The 21,184-nt window shown below is 38.7% G+C and carries 21 protein-coding genes; 14 read left to right on the forward strand and 7 right to left on the reverse strand.

Annotated elements, in window-relative coordinates; all coding sequences use genetic code 11:
* Positions 1–4: 4 nt before the first annotated feature.
* The 5 genes from POD11_RS06725 to POD11_RS06745 all read left to right on the forward strand — a co-directional run bounded on the left by POD11_RS06725 (position 5) and on the right by POD11_RS06745 (position 4,270).
* A complete protein-coding gene (locus tag POD11_RS06725; protein WP_239967217.1) occupies positions 5–1,033 on the forward strand; it encodes a LysR family transcriptional regulator in 1,029 nt (342 codons plus the stop codon).
* 174 nt (positions 1,034–1,207) lie between these two features.
* On the forward strand, positions 1,208–1,993 hold the full coding sequence (locus tag POD11_RS06730; protein ID WP_016140475.1) for an ABC transporter substrate-binding protein: 786 nt from the start codon (positions 1,208–1,210) through the stop codon (positions 1,991–1,993).
* A 91-nt stretch (positions 1,994–2,084) separates the two neighbouring features.
* The gene (locus POD11_RS06735; RefSeq protein WP_224991393.1) at positions 2,085–2,774 is read left to right on the forward strand and encodes an ABC transporter permease; all 690 of its coding nucleotides are present in this window, start codon (positions 2,085–2,087) and stop codon (positions 2,772–2,774) included.
* A complete protein-coding gene (locus POD11_RS06740) occupies positions 2,771–3,484 on the forward strand; it encodes an ABC transporter permease (RefSeq protein WP_262444883.1) in 714 nt (237 codons plus the stop codon). Before POD11_RS06735 ends, POD11_RS06740 begins: the two co-directional genes overlap by 4 nt.
* Before the next feature lie 9 nt (positions 3,485–3,493).
* The gene (locus POD11_RS06745) at positions 3,494–4,270 is read left to right on the forward strand and encodes an ABC transporter ATP-binding protein (RefSeq protein WP_262456754.1); all 777 of its coding nucleotides are present in this window, start codon (positions 3,494–3,496) and stop codon (positions 4,268–4,270) included.
* Positions 4,271–4,342: 72 nt separating this feature from the next.
* On the opposite strand, the gene abeS is transcribed toward POD11_RS06745, so the two are convergent.
* Positions 4,343–4,672 (reverse strand): multidrug efflux SMR transporter AbeS, encoded by a 330-nt coding sequence (gene abeS, locus POD11_RS06750; RefSeq protein WP_104079030.1) that lies wholly within the window; start codon positions 4,670–4,672, stop codon positions 4,343–4,345.
* Positions 4,673–5,007: 335 nt separating this feature from the next.
* On the reverse strand, positions 5,008–5,787 hold the full coding sequence (locus tag POD11_RS06755) for a ferredoxin--NADP reductase (RefSeq protein WP_016140480.1): 780 nt from the start codon (positions 5,785–5,787) through the stop codon (positions 5,008–5,010).
* 101 nt (positions 5,788–5,888) lie between these two features.
* On the opposite strand from POD11_RS06755, the gene tsaA reads away from it, so the two are divergent.
* Positions 5,889–6,623, forward strand: coding sequence for a tRNA (N6-threonylcarbamoyladenosine(37)-N6)-methyltransferase TrmO (tsaA, locus tag POD11_RS06760; protein WP_262456755.1), 735 nt, complete (start codon positions 5,889–5,891; stop codon positions 6,621–6,623).
* Positions 6,624–6,628: 5 nt separating this feature from the next.
* Here the strand turns inward: tsaA and POD11_RS06765 are convergent, their stop codons facing one another.
* Positions 6,629–7,900 (reverse strand): MgtC/SapB family protein, encoded by a 1,272-nt coding sequence (locus tag POD11_RS06765; protein WP_262456756.1) that lies wholly within the window; start codon positions 7,898–7,900, stop codon positions 6,629–6,631.
* A 255-nt stretch (positions 7,901–8,155) separates the two neighbouring features.
* Here POD11_RS06765 and POD11_RS06770 point away from each other — a divergent pair, with 255 nt between their 5' ends.
* The 4 genes from POD11_RS06770 (at position 8,156) to POD11_RS06785 (ending at position 12,460) form a co-directional block, all read left to right on the forward strand.
* Positions 8,156–9,913, forward strand: a complete 1,758-nt coding sequence (locus POD11_RS06770; protein WP_262456757.1) for a GspE/PulE family protein — start codon at positions 8,156–8,158, stop codon at positions 9,911–9,913.
* Positions 9,914–9,993: 80 nt separating this feature from the next.
* Positions 9,994–10,353 (forward strand): NirD/YgiW/YdeI family stress tolerance protein, encoded by a 360-nt coding sequence (locus tag POD11_RS06775; protein ID WP_239967223.1) that lies wholly within the window; start codon positions 9,994–9,996, stop codon positions 10,351–10,353.
* Between the two features lie 107 nt (positions 10,354–10,460).
* The gene (locus tag POD11_RS06780) at positions 10,461–11,123 is read left to right on the forward strand and encodes a response regulator transcription factor (RefSeq protein WP_068526833.1); all 663 of its coding nucleotides are present in this window, start codon (positions 10,461–10,463) and stop codon (positions 11,121–11,123) included.
* A complete protein-coding gene (locus tag POD11_RS06785) occupies positions 11,120–12,460 on the forward strand; it encodes a sensor histidine kinase (RefSeq protein WP_262456758.1) in 1,341 nt (446 codons plus the stop codon). Before POD11_RS06780 ends, POD11_RS06785 begins: the two co-directional genes overlap by 4 nt.
* Positions 12,461–12,532: 72 nt before the next feature.
* Here the strand turns inward: POD11_RS06785 and hemP are convergent, their stop codons facing one another.
* Complete coding sequence (hemP, locus tag POD11_RS06790) at positions 12,533–12,703, reverse strand: hemin uptake protein HemP (RefSeq protein ID WP_002118129.1); 171 nt, start codon at positions 12,701–12,703, stop codon at positions 12,533–12,535.
* A gap of 136 nt (positions 12,704–12,839) precedes the next feature.
* Between hemP and POD11_RS06795 the strand changes: the two genes are divergently transcribed.
* The gene (locus POD11_RS06795; protein ID WP_262456759.1) at positions 12,840–13,736 is read left to right on the forward strand and encodes an NUDIX domain-containing protein; all 897 of its coding nucleotides are present in this window, start codon (positions 12,840–12,842) and stop codon (positions 13,734–13,736) included.
* Between the two features lie 25 nt (positions 13,737–13,761).
* Here the strand turns inward: POD11_RS06795 and POD11_RS06800 are convergent, their stop codons facing one another.
* Together POD11_RS06800 and mrcB are read right to left on the reverse strand one after the other, a co-directional pair.
* On the reverse strand, positions 13,762–14,310 hold the full coding sequence (locus POD11_RS06800; protein ID WP_224991384.1) for a tetratricopeptide repeat protein: 549 nt from the start codon (positions 14,308–14,310) through the stop codon (positions 13,762–13,764).
* Between the two features lie 21 nt (positions 14,311–14,331).
* Entirely contained in the window at positions 14,332–16,728 is a 2,397-nt protein-coding gene (gene mrcB, locus POD11_RS06805) for a penicillin-binding protein 1B (RefSeq protein WP_016140488.1), read from the reverse strand.
* A 185-nt stretch (positions 16,729–16,913) separates the two neighbouring features.
* Here mrcB and POD11_RS06810 point away from each other — a divergent pair, with 185 nt between their 5' ends.
* Entirely contained in the window at positions 16,914–17,822 is a 909-nt protein-coding gene (locus POD11_RS06810; protein WP_016145893.1) for an NAD(+) kinase, read from the forward strand.
* Positions 17,819–18,091 carry a YeaC family protein gene (locus tag POD11_RS06815; protein WP_002118245.1) on the forward strand — a complete coding sequence of 91 codons (273 nt, stop codon included), beginning with the start codon at positions 17,819–17,821 and terminating at the stop codon, positions 18,089–18,091. The genes POD11_RS06810 and POD11_RS06815 overlap by 4 nt, the downstream gene beginning before the upstream one ends.
* A gap of 201 nt (positions 18,092–18,292) precedes the next feature.
* On the opposite strand, the gene POD11_RS06820 is transcribed toward POD11_RS06815, so the two are convergent.
* Entirely contained in the window at positions 18,293–19,297 is a 1,005-nt protein-coding gene (locus POD11_RS06820; protein ID WP_262456760.1) for a glycosyl transferase family protein, read from the reverse strand.
* A gap of 503 nt (positions 19,298–19,800) precedes the next feature.
* Here POD11_RS06820 and POD11_RS06825 point away from each other — a divergent pair.
* On the forward strand, positions 19,801–21,159 hold the full coding sequence (locus POD11_RS06825; protein WP_002118145.1) for a dicarboxylate/amino acid:cation symporter: 1,359 nt from the start codon (positions 19,801–19,803) through the stop codon (positions 21,157–21,159).
* Positions 21,160–21,184 lie beyond the last annotated feature (25 nt).

A 21,184-nucleotide genomic window follows, 5' to 3' on the forward strand; every position in this document is an offset into this window, starting at 1 on the left:
GCGTGTGGATCTATTTCATGCCATGAGAGTATTCAATAAAGTTGTCGAAACAAATAGTTTCAGTTTAGCAGCTGATAGTTTGGGTTTACCGCGTGCTTCTGTGACGACAACCATTCAGGGTTTAGAGAAGCATTTACAAGTTAGGTTACTTAACCGAACGACTCGTAAACTTAGTTTGACACCAGATGGGGCAGTTTATTATGAACGTACTTCACGAATTTTAGCCGATGTCGAAGACGTAGAATCAAATTTTCAGGATTCGGAACGTGGACCAAGAGGCCGACTGCGTATTGATGTTAAAGCTTCGATTGGGCGCATGATCTTAATTCCAATGCTCTGTGACTTCCATACACGTTATCCAGATATTGATTTAGTAATTGGAATGAGTGATCGCCCAGTCGATTTGGTACAAGATGCGGTGGACTGTGTCATCCGTATTGGTCAGTTGAAAGATTCAAGTTTGGTTGCACGTCGTATCGGAACAATTCAGTGTGTGACGGTTGCTGCACCCCGTTATTTGGCAGAGCATGGTGAACCAAAAACTATTGATGACTTAAAGCAGCATCAAGTCGTGCATTACTTTAACAGCCGTACCGGACGCAATATCGACTGGGATTTTATGGTGGATGGCGAAATTCATAGTGTTGGTGTAAAAGGGCGTGTTTCTGTTAACGATGGCGACTCCTATGTTGATTTGGCAGTACAAGGTTTTGGCTTAATTCAATGCCCATATTACATGGTGGCGAAACATCTAGAAGAAGGTACGCTCAAAGAAGTACTGACTGAATGGTTGCCTGCACCTATGCCAATATCAGTTGTGTATCTACAAAACCGTCATTTATCGCCTAAAGTTCGAGTGTTTGTTGATTGGGTAGCCGAATTATTTGCAGGTTGTCCGTTGCTGAGTGGTTGCTCAATGTTATGGGATCAGAAATGTGAATTTGCCACTGCCAAAGAACATAACCATGAATATACCATTCGGACCTTGGTCGAAAATGAAAATATGGCAGAAGCCTATGCACTCAAAAATTAGCTTCATATTTTGAGTGATTTTTCAACAATTAATCAGTTAATACAATCCACTGTTTAGTCATCTTCATGAATCCTTAATTTATGGTATAGAAATTGCAATTATTTCGGCAGAAGAGTAAGTTAGAAATACTCAAGTTTTTATCACCTTATTGGGATTTTAAGGAGAAGCTTCAAGATGGCAAGCTTTATGAAAAAAATATTCGTTTCAACAACTTTAGTTTTGGCTGCTGTTGCGACGAATGTTCAAGCAAAGGATTGGAAGGTGATTCGTTTTGGTACTGAGTCGTCTTATGCACCATTTGAATATAAAACACCAGATGGCAAGTTAACTGGTTTTGATGTTGATTTAGGGAATGCTATTTGTGCAAAACTCAAAGCCAAATGCGTTTGGGTTGAGAACTCTTTTGACGGGATGATTCCAGCCCTTAAAGCGAAAAAGTTTGATGGCATTCTTTCATCAATGACAGTCACGGATGAACGTGCGAAACAAATTGCATTTACTAGCAAAATCTACAATACGCCAACACGTATGGTTGCAAAAAAAGGTTCACCGTTATTACCGACCGCTGCATCATTGAAGGGTAAGCGTGTGGGCGTACAACAGGGCACAATTCAAGAAACTTATGCTAAAACCTATTGGGCACCAAAAGGCGTAACTGTTGTACCTTATCCAGTCCAAGATTTGATTTACCAAGACATGATGTCAGGACGTTTGGATGCAACCTTACAAGATGCAATTATGGTTGATGGTGCTTTCTTAAAACAACCAAAAGGCAAAAACTTCGGTTTTGTTGGTGGCAATGTGGTTGATGCAAAAACACTTGGGGTGGGCGCGGCGATTGGCTTACGCAAAGAAGACGCAGACTTAAAAGCCAACATTAATAAAGCAATAGCTGCAATCATTGCAGATGGCACATATAAGAAACTCGAGAAAAAATATTTCTCCTTTAGCATTTACTAATGATGTGAAAAATGTCGGCTTTAAGCCGACATTTTTAGATCTATTCTCATCTTATCAATATTAGATATTGTTTTTAAGGAGAAGAGGAGTCATGTTTTTTTCTGGCTATGGGCCACTCCTTCTCAGCGGTACATGGATGACCATACAGCTTGCGCTGTTGTCACTTTTGCTTTCTGTGATTATTGGCTTAATTGGTGCGAGCTCAAAACTCTCTAATATTAAAATCTTACGTTACATTGCGACAGCCTATACCACACTCATCCGTAGTGTGCCTGATTTGGTCATTATGCTGTTGTTATTTTATAGCTTGCAGTTGGGCCTAAACCAAATTACTGAAGCCCTGCAAATGGATCAAATTGATATCAACCCGTTTGTGGCTGGTGTGATTACTTTAGCGTTCATTTATGGTGCATATTTTACCGAGACCTTTCGTGGTGCATTTCAATCGGTTCCAAGAGGACAAATTGAAGCAGCAATGGCTTATGGTATGACCCCTTGGCAGGTTTTTCACCGAGTATTATTCCCTCAAATGATGCGTTTTGCGTTACCGGGTATTGGTAATAACTGGCAAGTTTTGATTAAGGCAACCGCACTGGTTTCAATTATTGGTCTGACTGATATTGTAAAAATTTCGCAAGATGCCGGTAGAAATACCATGCAATTGTTCTTTTTCAGTATCGTGGCTGCTGCGATCTATTTAGCAATTACCACAGTGTCGAACCTGATTTTAATGTGGCTTGAACGTCGTTATTCTGCTGGTGTGAGGAAGGGACAATTATGATTGAAATCCTTCAACAATATTGGCAGGCATACCTTTGGAGCGATGGCCTACAAATGACTGGGGTAGCAATGACTACTTGGTTATTGGTGTTATCTATTGGTATTGGGTTTGTGCTTGCTGTGCCTTTATCGCTTGCACGCGTATCAGAAAATCTTTGGTTGCGTGGTCCAGTCTGGTTGTTTACCTACGTTTTTCGTGGCACACCACTGTACATCCAGCTACTCATTATTTACTCAGGCATTTACAGCTTTGATTACATCCATGAACATCAGACACTCGATGCATTTTTTAGAGAAGGCATAAATTGCACCATTTTGGCATTTGCGCTCAATACTAGTGCATATACCACTGAAATCTTCGCTGGAGCGATCCGTTCTATTCCACATGGCGAGATAGAGGCTGCGCAAGCTTTCGGTATGTCGAAATGGAAACGCTATACCCGTATTATCATCCCGTCGATGTTACGCCGTGCTTTACCATTTTACGGCAACGAAGTCATTTTAATGTTACATGCGACAACTATTGCATTTACAGCAACAGTTCCTGACATTTTGAAAATTGCGCGTGATGTGAATGCGGCAACCTATGACACCTTCAATGCTTTTGGGATTGCCGCGGTGTTGTATGCAGTATTGGCATTTATTTTGATTTGGATATTTCGTCGGCTTGAAAAACGTTGGTTGGCATTTTTAAAACCATCGAATCATTAGGAGACATAAATGGAACACGTTGCAAAACTAGTGATTCGCGATTTACATAAGACATTTGGCGATCATGAAGTACTAAAAGGAATATCACTTGATGCAAATGCTGGTGATGTCATTAGTATCATTGGCTCATCTGGTTCAGGTAAAAGTACCTTGCTGCGTTGTATTAACTTTTTGGAACAACCCAGTAATGGCACTATTAAACTTAATGGTGAAAAACTACACACAGTCTTTGATAAAAAAGGCAATTTAAAAGTCGTTGACCCAAAGCAACTACAAAAAATGCGTACCCAGCTCATGATGGTGTTTCAGCATTTTAATTTGTGGTCACACATGACAGTGCTGGAAAATGTCATTGAAGGACCAATTCATGTACTCGGGGTAAAACGTGCCGAGGCTGAAGAGCGTGCACGCAAATATCTACGCAAAGTTGGATTACCTGAAAGCGTTGAAAGTAAATATCCGACATTTTTATCTGGTGGTCAGCAGCAACGTGTAGCAATTGCTCGTGCTTTGGCTATGGAACCGGAAGTGATGTTGTTTGATGAGCCAACCAGTGCACTTGACCCAGAGTTGGTAGGTGAAGTACTTAAAGTTATGCAAGGCTTGGCGGAAGAAGGGCGCACCATGATTGTGGTCACACATGAAATGGGCTTTGCGCGCAATGTATCTAATCAAGTGATTTTTTTGCATCAGGGGAAAATTGAGGAACAAGGTCATCCTGATGCAGTACTCAATAACCCAAAAAGTGAGCGTTTAAAGCAATTTTTGACGGGTAGTTTGAAATAAGTTACTCATACCGAGTAAGGTGAATTTTTTAAAACAAGGATTTGCATCTTACTCGGTTGTTTTAGTTATAGTTTAAAGATGAGTATTTTTAGAAAACACATTAATAATGATAATACCCGCGATCATTAAAGTAAGACCAATGCACGCTGCCAAGTCTAAATGCTGTTTGTAAAATATCCAGCCAATTGCGGAAATTAAAATAATACCTGCACCTGACCAAATGGCATATGCAATCCCCATCGGAATGGTTTTTAAAGTCAGGGACAATAAATAAAAAGCAATTGCATAGCCCACCACTGTAATGATGGATGGAATAGGAACAGTAAAACCTTGAGATGCTTTTAAAGCTGAAGTTGCAATGACTTCACAAGCAATCGCAATTGCTAAATAAAGATAAGACATGAGAAGCTGCGCCAGAATGAGTTTTAATCAATCTACATGAAATGTTGAAATGGTTTGGCAGTTTTAACGATTGTTTAATTTTTTTGGTACAAAATTACCAGTAAATCAAACTGAACTGATAAATTGATTTTATCATTAGCTATGTGGTCTCAGCTATTTATTCGTTTAATTTAATCATTGATCTGCATAGTTATTTAAGAGGATCAGCGACTTTAGCTTGATCTTCTCTAGATTTTTTAAAAATAGACTAGCCGAGTAAATTTAGCGCCTTAAATTTCTCTAAAAAGATATAAAAAAACCGAGGACTTTGCCTCGGTTTTTTATTGAGAAAAATCTTATTTTTCTACGAACGCACGTTCAATCACGTAGTCGCCCATTTCACCCATACGAGGTGATTCAACTAAACCATGTTGGTCAAGTAATGCAGCAACATCTTTCAAGAATGCAGGGCTACCGCAAAGCATTGCGCGGTCAGTTTCACGGTTGAAGCGTGGTAAACCAATTTTTTCAAATAAAGCGCCAGTTTCAATTGCAGTTGTTACACGGCCTTGAGTGTGGAAAGGCTCACGAGTTACTGTAGGGTAGTAAACAAGTTTGTCTTTAATGCCTAGCTCTTCAAAGAATTCATGGTTTGGTAATTCATTCAAGATCAGGTCTTGATAAGCTAATTCAGAAATATAGCGTGTACCATGAACAACGATTACTTTTTCAAAGCGTTCGTAAGTTTCTGGGTCACGAATAATTGATAAGAATGGTGCAAGGCCAGTACCAGAAGATAAAAGATATAAATTTTTACCTGGTAAAAGGTCATCATGAACCAAAGTACCTGTTGGTTTTCTAGAAACTAAAATTTCATCACCAACTTGTACTTTTTGCAAAATCGAAGTTAAAGGACCGTCTTGTACTTTAATTGAGAAGAACTCTAACTCTTCTTCGTAGTTTGCACTTGCAATCGAATATGCACGCATTAACGGTTTGCCATTCACTTCAAGTCCGATCATTACGAACTGACCATTTTTAAAACGTAAGCTGGTGTCGCGTGTAGTTTTAAAACTGAAAAGAGTGTCATTCCAGTGGTGAACATGAGTAATGCGTTCAACGTTAAAAGCAGCCATTAAAGGTCTCGATCACGATTAAAAGAAAACAGATTGCTATTCTAATCTAATTTCATTCCCGATAAACTGAATATATTTAATTGTGTTTATAAGAAAAAGTGATGATCAATTCTGTCACCTTCCCCATAATTGGCTACATGTGTTCTCCTTATCGGGAGAAATTTGGTATTCCACGCCAGCCTAATTTGGTCAATATTGAGTCTTATATTGACATGATAGAACCCTATAATGACTTGCTAGCATTTGAGGGAATTGAGCAGTTCAGTCATCTCTGGTTGGTTTGGCAGTTTCATGATAATAAAAATCAGGGGAGTGCCGATAAATTTCGTCCACAGGTTCGTCCGCCACGTTTAGGGGGCAATGAAAAAATAGGCGTATTTGCTACACGTAGCATGTATAGACCTTCTCCTATAGGTCTTTCAGTCGTAAAACTTAATAAAGTGGAAAAAGTGGGGAAGGCCGTCCGCGTCTATATCATAGGAAGTGATCTATTAAATGGCACTCCAATTTTAGATATTAAGCCTTATATTCAATATTCTGATGCAATTAGCGATGCACAAAGTGGTTATGCCCATGCAGAACCAGAACGGAAGGCAGTCATTTGGAATGAAGCTGCATTAACAGCACAAAAATATTTTTTGCAAAATAATGAAATGAATTCTCAATACATTGATGAGCTTGAGCAAGTCTTAGCTTTAGATCCTCGACCAGCCTATCAAGAAGACGTTGAACGAATCTATAAAATGAAATTTTCAAACTTTGATATTCATTTTAAGGTCGATCAATTTGTAGTTACAGTCATTGATGTGGTGAAGACTTCTTCGCTTGCACAATAGATATTTTAAAACCAATGGATGTTGAGCCAAAGTAAACTAATAAAAATAGCCATATGAATGAGTTGGGCGGGAACGAAAGCAAGTGCATAGTGAAGCCCACCTGAAATTGCGGAGTTCACACTTTTGGCAAGTGCATGAACTGCGAAACCTCCTAAAAAGGCAATGAGTAAAGGTGTCATATGTGCGCTATCAGGCTCACCTTGCACAATAACTGCCGCAATTGCTGCATGTATTTCAAATAATGAAGCAAGTAAGGTTCCCGCGATTAATCCTGCATCGCCTAAAGATAGACTTAAACCATAAACACCTGCCTGAATAAGGGTAAGTGTACCTGCAATAATAATGGCTTCTTTTAAACTGAACATTCTTGAGTCAAGCTCGGGCGAAGCCGTACTAGGCTCTGCTTTACGTAATAAAATAAAGGCCCATACTGATAAAACTACTAATGCAATAAGTGTCGGAAAGATAATTAGCTTAAACCAAGCAAAGCTAATCCCAATCACAATAATTAAAGTTTGAATGAGTGTGGAGACGCATGACATTAAGGCAGCACCTGCATTTGTCGTTGCATTGGCTTTGCCAGAGCGTACTTCTAAACCTAAACTGGCAATCGTCGCTGTACTAGAAACAAATCCAGAAGCTAAAGAAGAAAGCAATAAAGCATTTTTAGATGACAAAAGTCGCTTTGCTATATGGGCGAGGGCTTGTACAAATAAGATCAAAGTCAGTAATTTTAAAATCACATGAGGATTTAAAACTGGACCCCAAAAGGGTTTATTGGGGACTAAAGGTAGAGCAATTAGAAGTAGGGCAAGTAGAAAAATACCATCACGCAATTCCGATTCGGTAATCCACTGACTGGCAATGCCATGCATAGACTGCTTTGCAAATAAAATAATCGTCATGATCACAGCTAAGCCAGCAGCGAGCGAAATATTCCAAATGCAAATTGCCCCAATGAAATAAGTCATAATAAAGGCGAGTTCTGTGGTCACACCTGGGTCATTCGGCTGATTTTTGAGGGAAACGATACTAATAGCCCCAATGAGAAGGGCGCCTACAATTCCAATTTCAGTGCCAAATAAAAAACAAATCGCTCCTAATAATGCACTAATGGCAAAAGATCGAAATCCCGCAAAGGTTTTATATTCATGTTTAAGCTTGCTTCGTTCACGTTCTAATCCAATTAATAAACCACAACCGAGCGCAGCAGCAATCACCGTAATAAATTCTTCAAATGATGTTGTTTGTAATGACATTGTCATTGGAAGTTCCATATTACTTCCTCTTTGCTTATTGTTATATGTAGATTTGAATCATTTTAAAATCATGTATTCATGTTCAGTTTATGCTTTTTATTGTAGTGAGCATAGTGTCTTTTTTAGACAAAACTAGATAGAAAATATTTTTATAAATATGATCTGTGACACAAAAAAATATTAAGATGAGAATTGGTTTAATTAATTGAAGTTGAAGGATATTTAAACCTAAAATATCTCTGTTATATTATAAAAATATATTGGGGATAACACATGAATGCACATGTAGAAATAGATACATATTGGTGTCTAGAACAACTATTACAAGAAGGCCGTATAACAGAACGAGATAAATTACTGGTACAGACAAGTCACCGCCAAAAAGACCAGTTAAAGTGGCACCCATTACAGTGGATTGCACATTTTAATTTAAAAGATCAGCAACACACACATACGCATTTGAGTTTAAACCGCTTATGTTTATGGTTTGCAAATCGGGTTCAGCTACCTCTATTTGTGATCGATCCTTTAAAGGCAGATGTCAGCGCTTTAACGCAGGTTATGTCACAAGAGTTTGCCATTCGTAACCATATTTTAGCTGTTGAAATTCATGCTGACCGAATCGTGATTGGAACAGATCAACCATTTCAAACAGATTGGCTCAATAACCTTGAACGAAGTCTAGCGCCTAAAAAAATTGAACGGGTACTGCTTAATCCCGAACAGTTACAGCGTTATTTGCGAGAATATTATCAGGTGAGTCGCGCAGTAAACTCGGCTCAAAAAGATGCAGCGCATGACCGTGACAGTAAAAATGTTGAAGCGCTTTTGCAGCTTGGTGATAGTCAAAACCCAGATGCCAATGATCAGCATATTGTGAAATTGGTCGACTGGATTTTACAGTTTGCATTTGAGCAGAGTGCCAGTGATATTCACATGGAACCACGTAAAGACAATGGTAAAGTCCGGTTCCGTATTGATGGGGTTTTGCACACCATTTATAACATGCCTTCAAACACACTGACCGCCGTGATTTCTCGAATTAAAATTTTAGGGCGTTTAAATGTAGCGGAAAAACGTAAACCGCAAGATGGTCGATTAAAAACTCGTACACCCAAAGGTCAAGAAACCGAATTACGTTTATCGACCTTACCAACAGCATTTGGTGAAAAATTGGTTATGCGTATTTTCGATCCTGATGTGCTGGTGCGTTCTTTTCAGCAACTAGGTTTCGAGGAGCGTTTATTACAACAGTGGCAGCAATTAACAAAAAACAGCCACGGCATTATTTTAGTCACTGGCCCTACAGGTTCAGGTAAAACAACTACGCTATATTCTTCTTTAAAACAGCTCGCAACCGAGCAGGTCAATGTATGTACCATTGAAGACCCGATTGAAATGTTAGAGCCTAGTTTTAACCAAATGCAGGTCAATAATGCAATTGAATTAGGCTTTGCTGATGGCGTGCGTGCGCTGATGCGACAAGACCCAGACATTATTATGATTGGTGAAATTCGTGACCAAGACACGGCGAATATGGCGATTCAGGCAGCATTAACAGGGCATTTAGTATTATCAACTTTACATACCAATGATGCGCCGTCTAGTTTGACTCGTTTGCATGATTTAGGGGTACAACCATTTCTGACTGCTGCAACAATTTTAGGTGTTCTTGCACAGCGTTTAGTACGACAGCTTTGCCCGCACTGTAAACAACAAACTTATATTAATGAGGCCGAGTGGGAACACCTAACATTTGACTATATTATGGAAATGCCTGAAACAGTTTTTCAGGCAGTAGGCTGCGAAGAGTGTCGTCATACAGGCTATAAAGGGCGAATTGGTATTTATGAATTTATGCCAGTCAGTCTTGAGCTTAAGCATCTTATTAGTAGTCATGGGATGTTAAATGATTTGAGAACTCAAACTAAAAAAGAAGGTATAGAACCTTTAAGAATTGCTGGTGCTCGTAAAGTGATTGATGGGCTTACGACATTAGAAGAGGTATTGCGGGTTGTGCCATTAAATTAAGTTTTTCTTAAGATTCACCTCATTTATGCTTGATTTAATTGCTTTATCCCAAGAGGGAACCATAAACAGAGGGTAATAATATGAATATGCTTAAAGTAATGTTGATGACAGCTGGTATGACTGCTGCTGGCGTAGTTGTCGCGAATACACCAGTGAATCAAGCTGCAATTGCTCCAGCAACTGTTACAACGGTCAAACAGGCATTAACCTCAAAAGATAATACACCGATCAAATTACATGGTCAGGTTGTAAAGTCTTTAGGTGATGAAAAATATCAATTTCTTGACAAGACAGGTAGCATTACAATTGATGTAGATGATGAACTTTGGCAAGGTCGTCCTATTTCTGCCAATACAAATGTAACTTTAATTGGTGAAGTAGACATTGATTATAAACCTTTAAAACGTGTAGAAATTGATGTGGATCAAGTTCAGTTTTAATTCATGAGTCTGTAGATCTACTACTTTTAGCCGCATTTAAATCATGCGGCTTTGCTTTTTTTATAAAGGCTTGGCAAGATAAAATCAGGATATAACAGGAAAAATAGATGAGAATTTTGCTTGCAGAAGATGATCGCTCTCAAGCTGAAAGCATTCAATCATGGTTAGAGTTAGACGGTTATCAAGTAGACTGGGTTGAAAGAGGTGACTATGCACTTACGGCAATCGAACAGCATGACTATGACTGTATTTTACTTGATCGGGGGCTACCTCAACTGGCTGGTGAAAAGGTTTTAACGACCATTCGCCATAAGCAAAAAAATGTTCCTGTTATTTTTATTACTGCACGTGACAGCATTCATGATCGGGTAGAGGGGCTAGATTTAGGCGCAAATGATTATTTAGTTAAGCCTTTTAGTTTAGAAGAATTATCGGCTCGCATCCGCGCTCAATTACGTAAACAAACTTTGAGTCAGCAATCAATTTTAACGTGGGGCGATCTGCAACTCGACACACAAGCAAAAGTTGTATTAAGTGCTGGAAAGTCTATCGATTTAACGGCAAAAGAATTTCAAATATTACGTAAGCTTATGGTACATCCCGAGCATATTATTACCCGTGATCAATTAGAAGAAGCACTCTATGCATGGGGTGAGGAAATTGAAAGTAACGCGATTGAAGTATTTATTTATCAGCTTCGAAAAAAAATTGGAAGTAGCAGTATTAAAACCATACGGGGGCTAGGCTACCGTATGGGAGATGTAAAATGAAATCGAATCGCTCATCTTTGCAGTCTCAACTGGTTAAAACTACGATGTGGAGTAGCGTTGTGGTGGGGCTGTTGGCTTTAAGTTTACTCACCATATTTTCGATCTATCACAACATGTCAGTGCAAGATGAAATCATGGATGAAATTTCAGATACATTGCTGGTTTCTGATCTTTCTGGACAATCCATGAAACAGTTTGATGAGCTAAGTGATGAATTTGATATTCAGTATGAGTTATTAAACACAGGTCAAGTATTGACTCACTCTCATAGCTATCAGCATGAACTTTTTGAACAGGGTAACTTGTCAGAAGGATTCTCATATTTTTGGTTTGATGGTCAATTATGGCGTAGTCTGGCTGCACAACAAGAAGACTCTCAACTACAAGTTGAAGTTTTTCAACCAATGAGTACACGTGTTGAAGAGGTACTTAAAGCACTTGCCGGATATAGTGGTCTTATGGTGTTGTTTTGGTTATTACAATGGGTCATTGTAAGCTGGCGTACCGAGCATCAATTGGCTGCACTAAATTTACTTTCGAAGCGTATTGCTCAAAAAACTGCATCAAATTTAGAACCAATTCAAGAACCAGATGTCATTACAGAAATTCAACCTGTTATAGATGCTTTAAATCAATTGCTTGCAAGATTGCAAAGGGCTCTCGTTGCTGAACAGCGTTTTACCGCAGATGCTTCGCATGAGCTACGTTCTCCGTTATCCGCCATACAAATGCGTCTTCAAGTTTTACAGCGTAAATACCAGCATCTTCCGGAGCTTCATCAAGATTTTGAACGTATACAAGAAGACGTTTCTAGAAGTACAAAGATACTTGAAAATTTACTCCTGCTTGCTCGTTTGGAACCGAATGAAGCTGAGCAGCCACAACTTCCTAAGACAGTTATCGATTTAAATTACTTACTGGCAAGAGTTATTGAAACTGTAGATTTAGATGCGAAAGCTAAACAGATGTTGATAGAGACAAATACTTTATCGACAGAAACTAAAACGTTTGCAAATGAAGAATTACTATTTATTGCTTTTAGAAATTTATTTGATAACGCCATTCGTTATAGCCCGAATTTAGGCTCTATTCATGTTGAGATTGGTCGTCATGAACAGCAAATTAAGGTGTCTATTGAAGACACGGGGAATGGGGTGGATGATGAAGTGTTGCTACGATTAGGGCAGCGTTTTTTTCGGGTACTCGGTACTCAGCAGCAAGGTTCTGGGTTAGGAATTTCAATTACGCGAAAAATTATTGAATTGCATAATGGCACGTTACGTTTTATGCATGCCGAACGAGGTGGTCTGAGGGCAGAGATTATTCTTCCTTCATAAAAAATAGCATGGTTACCCATGCTATCCATTTTTTGTTTTCCCACGAATATTATTGAAACGCGAGTGTATTTTTTATTTAGTTAAAATTAGACGATTGTTGCGAGTGAGGCGTAAACGATATTCCTCGCCAGCATGCATAATGCGGATTTCACGGCCTAATGCAAACAGGTTGTTAGAATGTAACATTGGTAAGGCGTGAGCTGTGTCATTGTTACGAGTAAATAAGCTAAAAGGTGCGTTCATTTGTTGTGCTCCGTGGTATGTTCTTGAACGATTTAAATGATAATCATTATCGAATAGATCTGTCAATGAGATTTTTAAGATTTTATAAAATGATAAAATTTGCTTACACTTGAGAAAAGTTTTAGAGAGTAGAAAAATGCCCAAACCGATCGTTGATGTCGCAATAGCTATCTTAATTCATCGTGGAAAAATATTAGTTGGATGGCGCCAAGAAGAGCAACATCAAGGCGGAAAGCATGAGTTTCCCGGAGGAAAGGTTGAGCAGGGTGAAACTCCAGAAGAAGCCTGCCGCCGTGAAATCTATGAAGAGGTGGGTATTGGCTTAAAAGATTGGCATCAGTTTGATTATATTCACCATGAATATGATGACATTATCGTCAACCTTCATTTGTTCCATAGTTATGTACCTGATGAGTTATTAAATCTTATTCACCAACCATGGGCATGGTACACACGTGATCAGCTACTTCATTTAAACTTCCCTAAAGCCAATAAAAACATCATAAAACGACTCTATTGGCCTCACCTCATCAAAATTAGCAATACGCTTTCAACGGTAGAAAACAGTGATGCTTTATTGTACTGGCGTATCGAAGAATTTGAGCCGCAGTATATAGAGCAATTAACTGCTTTAGATGAAGGGCAACGATCAAATTTAATTATTAATATCGCTATCTGGCAGCAATTAAGCCCTGAATTACAAAAACAGATTAAGACCGTTCATTTAAAACAATCTCAACTCATGAATTTGCATAAAGGCGATTTAACAGTAGGGGTGCGATATATTGCCGCTTGTCATGATGCGGTTTCTTTAAAACAGGCTCAGCAGATTGGTTGTGATGCTGTTTTTATTAGTCCTGTAAAAACAACAGCGACTCATCCCGAAGCTGTGGCATTAGGTTGGGAGCGTTTTAGTGAGCTTGCCCAAAATAGCCAGATTCCCGTATTCGCTTTGGGAGGCATGAGTCCTGATGATTTAGTCACAGCACAGAAGTATGGTGCATATGGTTTAGCGGGTATTCGTAATTTCTAATAAGAAAATAAATAAGCATTAAAAGCTAGAGAGCTTTTAATGCTTGCTGTGCTTCTTGAACAGTTTTTTGATTATTGCGTTGTTGACCAGCTTTTAAGATGACCAACCAAAGCTGCTTTTTCATTGGCTGACTTTGGGCAAAGCTCAAACCACGTCGTGCTAAAGACTCAGCATTAGAATATTGTTGTTTATGATTTGCCGTAAGTGCAAGAAATAAATAAGTCTCAGCTGCTTGCGGTGCTAAACGCTGTGCTTGAAGTGCATAGCGCTCAGCCTCTGACCATTGCTGGTTTTTATAAGCCTGCTGCGTTTTTTGCATTAACACTTTAAATGCCGGTAGCTGGCTGCCATCATCACTAAAATGTTGAGGCTTTTTTTGTTGAGGAACAATCACCTGTAAATTTTTGCGTTGAATTTCTGGATGGTCATAAGGCGTAATTTTTACGCCTGATGGAGTTTCCGTCTTTTTAACAGGAGGAGTAGGTGTTTTCTGTTTGGAGTCAGAATGATCAGGCAAAGTTGTACAGCCAACCATAAGAACAGCACCAATATAAAAAACACCTTTCTTCAACATATCCTAATTTCCTGTTAACGCTTAGTTGTTATAACTACCACTCGATATTACATGCGTGTTGTTTGCCAGATCTTGTTCCATCTGGTTTTCACTTTCACGAATATAACTGTCGGTATTATCATCCTGAGATTCAGGAATTGTGTTATCACTTTGTGGCGTATATGTTGGATCAACTTGATAATAAGGTGCTCCACACGGTGTAGCGCGGTGCGGAACCGTATGCGTTAGCATTGGAATATACATAGCACCATCACAAGCTTGAGCAGATAAATCACCAGTTGCGCGGTCAATCCACTGCCATTGTACAGTGTCTGGTTGACGTAGATTTACAGGGGTTTGGCGTAATTGTTTCATCACATTAATCCATACTGGCAACGCACCAGATGAACCAGTTAAGCCTGTTACTTTGTTGTCATCTAAACCTAACCAAACTACAGCAACGTGATTACCTGAGTAACCAGCAAACCATGAGTCACGTGTATCGTTAGTTGTACCTGATTTACCTGCCAATTTTAAAGCTGGAGATAAGCTGTTATAAGCTGAGCGCCCCGTACCTGAAGACATGACCTGTTGTAGGCCATAATTCATGATATAGCCAACAGATGGATCAATCGTTTGTTGAACATTAAGACCATAACGATCAAGTAGGCGACCGTTGGCATCTACGACAGATCGAATCGCACGTGTTGGATATTTAAAACCACCTGTAGCGAAGTTCTCATAGATTCCCAGTACTTCCATTGGCGACATATTGACTGCCCCAAGGAAAATAGAAGGGTAGGCAGGAATTGTTGACTCGACACCAAACTTTCTTAAATTATTGGTAAAAGTAGATAAACCGAACTCTTGACCCAAACGTACAGCCGATAGGTTATATGAGTTTGCTAATGCTTCACTCAAGCTTACAATGCCATGTCCGCCACCACTATAGTTTTTAGGCGTCCAGCTTTTACCACCATCTACAGGAACACTAATTGGAGCGTCTTCAATTTGAGTTGCCCAGTTGTAGCGTCCTGATTCAATAGCACTTAAATAAATTACAGGTTTCAATAAAGAACCGACTTGACGCTTTGCATCTAACGCACGATTGAAACCAGTAAAGTCTTGTGTAGAGCCAACTGCTGCAACCAGTTCGCCATTTTCAGGATGCGCAATCAGTACAGCACCTTGTAAATTTTTCAAACGTGATGGATTACTATTTGCCAAGCGATCTACAGAAGCTTTAAAAGCATTTTGAACTTGCGTTTGAGTAATTGGGTCTAAAGTCGTAAAAATACGTAAACCCTGATTAGTTAAATCACTTTCTTGATATTCTGTACGTAATTGACGACGCACAATATCTAAAAAGTCTGGGAATTTTGCAGGACCTAAACTTGGTTTACTTAGCACATTTAAAGGACGTGCAATTTCATCTTCATATTCTGATTGAGTTAAATAACCCATTACACGCATGTTATTTAACACGGTATCGCGGCGTTTTTTCGCACCTTCAGGGTTTTTCCAAGGATTATATAAAGAAGGACCTTGCACCAAACCGACTAAATAAGCTTGTTGTGAAACATTGAGTTCACGTAATGGTAAACCAAAATAAAATTGTGAAGCCAAACCATAGCCATTAATTGAGTAGCTACCATTTTGGCCCAAATTTACTTCATTTAAATAGGCTTCTAAAATTTCATCTTTGCTGTAATGTAGCTCAATGAGCAAAGCCATTAATGCTTCATTAACTTTACGTTTTAAGGTGCGTTCAGGTGTAAGGTAGAAGTTTTTAACTAATTGTTGAGTTAGGGTGGAACCACCTTGACGCTTTCCGCCTGTAATATTACTCACCAATGCACGAGCAGTACCACGAATTGAAACCCCATGGTGATGATAGAAATTACGATCTTCTGTTGAAATTAAAGCTTCAATGAGTGGTTTAGGAACCTTATTCAGTTTAATCAGAACACGGTCTTCATTATGTTGAGGATAGATCCCTCCAATAAGAAGTGGTTCTAATCGTGCAACACCTGTTGAAGAGGGTTTTGTACTGCGAACCTCGGCAACTTGATCATTTGCAAAACTTAACTCTAGTACCTGTTCTGGTTCAACACTATCGCCATAATCAAAACCACGCGTGTGGATATACATATTGCTACCTTGAGCAACATACGTTCCAGACTTGTCATAATTACTTGAAGCTTTGTAACCCAAAAGTTTTAATTCTTGAGTGAAGTTTGCTTGGGTAATAGGTGCATTGTTATAAATTTCTAAAGGCCGTGCGAACACTTTGGCAGGAATATCCCACCGTTGTCCTTCAAATTTTTCACGGATAATATTATCTAAACGAATCAGATAGATACTAAGAGCAATAAAAGCACCAATGACCAAAATGGAAAAGATTAGTGCAAAGAAACCGATACCACGTTCAAACTTCATAAAAATGAGATAAAACCCTAACAATGCCTGTAATGATGCGATAGCTTGTCATCAATTTGCAATGATAAAACTGTGAATAATTGGAAAACTTAGATTGAATTTTACAGCATCTTGTAGTTATGTTTTTTTAAATTAATCAGGTTAATGTTATTATAGGCAAGTATCGCAGCGGAGCTTACTCATTCGTGCAAATTTCACATAAGTCCTTCAGAAACGTCGGGTTAATCGGTCGACCAGATAAATCATCAGTTGTAGAAACACTATGTTTAATTCATGATCATTTGTTGAACCTAGGCTTAAACCCCATTTTTGATCAGGAAACTGCTGAATTAGTGCCTTATGACCATGCACAGGTAGTGAGCCGTCATTTATTAGGTGAAGTTGCTGATTTGGTCATAGTAGTAGGAGGGGATGGTTCATTACTCCACGCTGCAAGAGCTTTAGTTCGCTACAATACGCCTGTAATTGGCATTAACCGAGGGCGATTAGGTTTTTTAACTGATATCAAACCTTCAGAAGCTATTTTTAAACTTGACCAAGTGCTTCAAGGACATTTTCAACTTGACCGTCGTTTCTTACTGGAAATGGAAGTAAGAACAAATGGTGAAGTGATTTATGATGCGATTGCCTTAAACGATGTCGTTTTGCATTCGGGCAAATCGGTACACATGATTGACTTTGAACTTAATATTGATGGTCAATATGTTTATCGCCAACATAGTGATGGTTTAATTGTTTCGACCCCAACCGGATCAACGGCTTATGCGTTGTCAGGTGGTGGACCAATTTTACATCCAAGTATGGATGCTATTGCATTAGTTCCAATGCATCCCCATACATTGTCATCACGACCTATCGTAGTCGGTGGTCAAAGCGAAATTAAAATCGTTATTCGCGAAAATCGGGTATTACCGATGGTGAGTGCAGATGGACAACATAGTGTCTCGCTCAATGTTGGAGACAGTTTACACATTCGTAAACATCCATTTAAACTAAGTTTATTGCATCCACCAGGTTATGATTTCTATATGGCCTGCCGTACCAAACTTGGTTGGAACCAAGATTTTGAATCTTTTCAAAGAGATGAATCATGAATATTGAACAAATGCTATCTGTTTTAAACCCTGAAATTGTAGAGCGTTTAAAAACAGCAGTAGAAATTGGTAAATGGCCAAATGGCGTTGTTTTAACAAAAGAGCAGCGTGAGACTTGTATGCAAGCTGTGATTGCTTGGGAGTTAAAGAACTTACCAGAAGATCAGCGTAGCGGTTATATTGACCGTGGAACAAAAGAAGAAGGTGAAGAGTGTGATGACGATCATCACAAGCATGAACCTGAATTTAAACCAATTCGTTTTGTTTAAAATCACTTTCAGAATAAATCTTATTTAGCATTTGCTATCGCGTGGGCGACATGGATGTCGCCAGTTGAGTAACAGTACAAGGAAGTACTGTTTGCTCAACAAAAGATTTTTGTTACTTTTCATCTTTGAAAAGTAAGTATTGCCTATAGCAGAAATATAAGAAAAACATGCTATACAAGGCTGTATGATCTTATATTAGTTTTATTGGCTTGAATTACGTGTTTCCCATAATACTTTTGCTTTCTGCATTGCCTCTTCAAAACTAGCAACCACTCCCATGGTATATAGCGCGATTCCGATGGTTTCTATTACTGCCATTTCCCCATATTCATGGCGCTGCTGACCAAGCCATACTGCCTTAAATGTAGTTAAATCTAGATCTTCTTCAATTGGGCTTCGTTCTGGCGTTAACTTTGGCAACTCATGTTCATAGAGTTCTCCATTTTTAATACCACAAATGAGTGTTTTGGCATCTGGATTTCGTTCAAACTCACCACCTTCACCTTTAATGACTGCGCTGTTTTGATAGCCTAAGCGGTATGCACTATGTTGGTGGGAACTTCTGTAGGCGGGGTGGAATATTGCTTGTAAGGTGGCCTTGGCATTAAAAGGATTAATTAATCGGGCTAAAGTATGAATGGGTGAACGTAATCCCATGACATTTCTTAGAGAAATCAGTTCGCTTAAAACTGGTGAAATTACCTCTAAGGGTAAGTAAGCGAAATTTTGCTCTGCCAATTGAGTGCGAACTTCTTGTTCAGAATGGCAAATTTGATAACCAAGATATTCTAAAACTTGCTCGGTATAAACACGGTTAAGCGTATGACCTGACGCGCCATGCATAACAATCTTATGACCATGCTGTGCAAGTGTAAGAGCGGCTAACAAAAACCATGGATAGTGTTTTCGTTTACCTGCATAAGATGACCAATCTAAGTCAACGTCTAAAGGTTCAAAATGAAGCTGGTCTTTGGTCGCCTGTACGAATCCTGCAAGTTCCTCAATAGATTCCTCTTTAACCCGAAGTAACATTAAAAATGCGCCTAACTGCACATCTAAAACTTCACCTTTTAAAATCATGGTAAATGCTTGATAGGCTTCTTCGTAGCTTAAAGAGCGAGATCCGGTTTTCCCCTTACCTAAAATACGGACATATTGAGCAAAGGGATGTTCAGCATCTTTATAGATATTACGTTTAGTATTCATCGTAGTTCAAAACAATAAAAATGATGGGATGTAGGCAGCTCAAAATGAAATGTCCACAAGTATTTAATCAATATGACATAAAAAACTGCTGAAAAAATATCAAAAGTGTTTCTTATACTAAAGTCTTAGGATTGCCTGAGTGTTTTTTATGCGTATCAGCTAAAAATTTAACCGAATCGTTATTTAATTCGAGTACACTTTCTCGTGCTTTTTTGAGCACTCATATCATAATTTTATGTGATTCTCCTATATCTTCAGCTTTTTATTGAAAAAGTAAGAGGTTATTTCTAGCTACTCAAAGTGGTTAGAAACTTCAGGTATTCTCCTGTTTTAGAAAACATTGATTTTGTTTTCATTGAGGTAGTAGGAAGGTTTTTTGTTCACAAAAAACCATTTCCCTTTTGCGGTGTTAATGTGAAAGGTTAGGGCTGTGTATTCGTAAAGAATAGACGTTTCATTTTGGTATTTCCAACGGACTTGGAAATATAGATTGAAGTAAAGTTATGGCTAAAAAACCGATTTATAAATCACTTTATTTTCAGGTGATTATTGCGATTATTGCGGGTATCTTGGTGGGACATTTTTCTCCAAGCTCCACGCAAATTGTCAATGGTGTTGAACAACATATCCCAGGTTTAGGTGAGAAACTCAAGCCATTAGGTGATGCCTTTATTCGTTTGATCAAGATGATCATCGCTCCAGTTATTTTCTGTACCGTTGTAAGCGGTATTGCTGGTATGGAAAGCATGAAGTCAGTCGGAAAAACTGGCGGCGTTGCATTGTTATACTTTGAAATTGTTTCAACAATTGCACTTCTAATTGGCCTTGTTGTAATTAACATTGCTAAACCGGGTGTAGGGATGAATGTTGACCCTACTACTCTTGATACTTCGGGCATTCAAAAATACGTCAGTTCTGGTGAGTCACAATCTACCATTGATTTCTTAATGCACATCATCCCAGATACGGTTGTTGGTGCATTTGCAAATGGTGAAATCTTACAAGTCCTTCTTTTTGCAATTCTCTTTGGTTTTGCTTTACATAAGTTAGGTGATGCCGGACGTCCAGTTTTAAAATTTATTGATCAAGTTGCACATGTGTTCTTTAACATTGTGAATATGGTCATGAAATTGGCTCCGATTGGTGCATTCGGTGCGATGGCATTCACTATCGGTAAATATGGTGTTGGTTCACTTGTACAATTAGGGCAGCTCATTATCTGCTTCTATATTACTTGTTTACTCTTTATTTTCTTGATCTTGGGTACAATCAGCCGTATTAGCGGATTTAGTATCCTTAAGATGATTCGCTTAATTCGTGAAGAGTTATTAATTGTACTTGGTACATCTTCTTCTGAATCAGTTTTGCCTCGCATGTTGCGTAAACTTGAAATTGCAGGTTGTGAAAAATCTGTAGTTGGTTTGGTGATACCGACAGGTTATTCATTTAACCTTGATGGTACCTCAATTTATTTGACCATGGCTGCAATCTTTATTGCTCAGGCAACAAATACACAGCTTGATATTCAGCATCAGATTACTTTGTTACTAGTACTCTTAATCTCATCTAAAGGTGCAGCGGGTGTAACAGGTTCTGGCTTTATTGTAATGGCAGCAACTTTATCTGCTGTTGGTCATATTCCAGTGGCAGGTTTGGCATTGATTTTAGGTATTGATCGTTTCATGTCAGAAGCACGTGCATTAACCAACCTTGTGGGTAACTCTTTAGCAACGATAGTCGTCGCAAAATGGGTCGGTGCTTTAGATAAAGATAAGTTGAATGATGCTTTGAATAATCCAGATGAAGTCGACAGAAAAATGATGGAACAAAAAACTCCTCAAGTCGCTGAAGGTCTAGATTAATTCAAATAAACCTATATAAAAAAGG

This window comes from Acinetobacter sp. P1(2023), assembly GCF_028367635.1.
GTDB classification, from domain to species: domain Bacteria; phylum Pseudomonadota; class Gammaproteobacteria; order Pseudomonadales; family Moraxellaceae; genus Acinetobacter; species Acinetobacter pittii_E.

What these genes read in the sequence shown, in the direction of transcription:
- POD11_RS06730 (WP_016140475.1), top strand. Translation starts at nt 1,208, where the DNA reads ATGGCAAGCTTTATGAAAAAAATATTCGTTTCAACAACTTTAGTTTTG.
- POD11_RS06735 (WP_224991393.1), top strand. Translation starts at nt 2,085, where the DNA reads ATGTTTTTTTCTGGCTATGGGCCACTCCTTCTCAGCGGTACATGGATG.
- POD11_RS06740 (WP_262444883.1), top strand. Translation starts at nt 2,771, where the DNA reads ATGATTGAAATCCTTCAACAATATTGGCAGGCATACCTTTGGAGCGAT.
- POD11_RS06745 (WP_262456754.1), top strand. Translation starts at nt 3,494, where the DNA reads ATGGAACACGTTGCAAAACTAGTGATTCGCGATTTACATAAGACATTT.
- abeS (WP_104079030.1), bottom strand. Translation starts at nt 4,672, where the DNA reads ATGTCTTATCTTTATTTAGCAATTGCGATTGCTTGTGAAGTCATTGCA.
- POD11_RS06755 (WP_016140480.1), bottom strand. Translation starts at nt 5,787, where the DNA reads ATGGCTGCTTTTAACGTTGAACGCATTACTCATGTTCACCACTGGAAT.
- tsaA (WP_262456755.1), top strand. Translation starts at nt 5,889, where the DNA reads ATGATCAATTCTGTCACCTTCCCCATAATTGGCTACATGTGTTCTCCT.
- POD11_RS06765 (WP_262456756.1), bottom strand. Translation starts at nt 7,900, where the DNA reads ATGGAACTTCCAATGACAATGTCATTACAAACAACATCATTTGAAGAA.
- POD11_RS06770 (WP_262456757.1), top strand. Translation starts at nt 8,156, where the DNA reads ATGAATGCACATGTAGAAATAGATACATATTGGTGTCTAGAACAACTA.
- POD11_RS06775 (WP_239967223.1), top strand. Translation starts at nt 9,994, where the DNA reads ATGAATATGCTTAAAGTAATGTTGATGACAGCTGGTATGACTGCTGCT.
- POD11_RS06780 (WP_068526833.1), top strand. Translation starts at nt 10,461, where the DNA reads ATGAGAATTTTGCTTGCAGAAGATGATCGCTCTCAAGCTGAAAGCATT.
- POD11_RS06785 (WP_262456758.1), top strand. Translation starts at nt 11,120, where the DNA reads ATGAAATCGAATCGCTCATCTTTGCAGTCTCAACTGGTTAAAACTACG.
- hemP (WP_002118129.1), bottom strand. Translation starts at nt 12,703, where the DNA reads ATGAACGCACCTTTTAGCTTATTTACTCGTAACAATGACACAGCTCAC.
- POD11_RS06795 (WP_262456759.1), top strand. Translation starts at nt 12,840, where the DNA reads ATGCCCAAACCGATCGTTGATGTCGCAATAGCTATCTTAATTCATCGT.
- POD11_RS06800 (WP_224991384.1), bottom strand. Translation starts at nt 14,310, where the DNA reads ATGTTGAAGAAAGGTGTTTTTTATATTGGTGCTGTTCTTATGGTTGGC.
- mrcB (WP_016140488.1), bottom strand. Translation starts at nt 16,728, where the DNA reads ATGAAGTTTGAACGTGGTATCGGTTTCTTTGCACTAATCTTTTCCATT.
- POD11_RS06815 (WP_002118245.1), top strand. Translation starts at nt 17,819, where the DNA reads ATGAATATTGAACAAATGCTATCTGTTTTAAACCCTGAAATTGTAGAG.
- POD11_RS06820 (WP_262456760.1), bottom strand. Translation starts at nt 19,297, where the DNA reads ATGAATACTAAACGTAATATCTATAAAGATGCTGAACATCCCTTTGCT.
- POD11_RS06825 (WP_002118145.1), top strand. Translation starts at nt 19,801, where the DNA reads ATGGCTAAAAAACCGATTTATAAATCACTTTATTTTCAGGTGATTATT.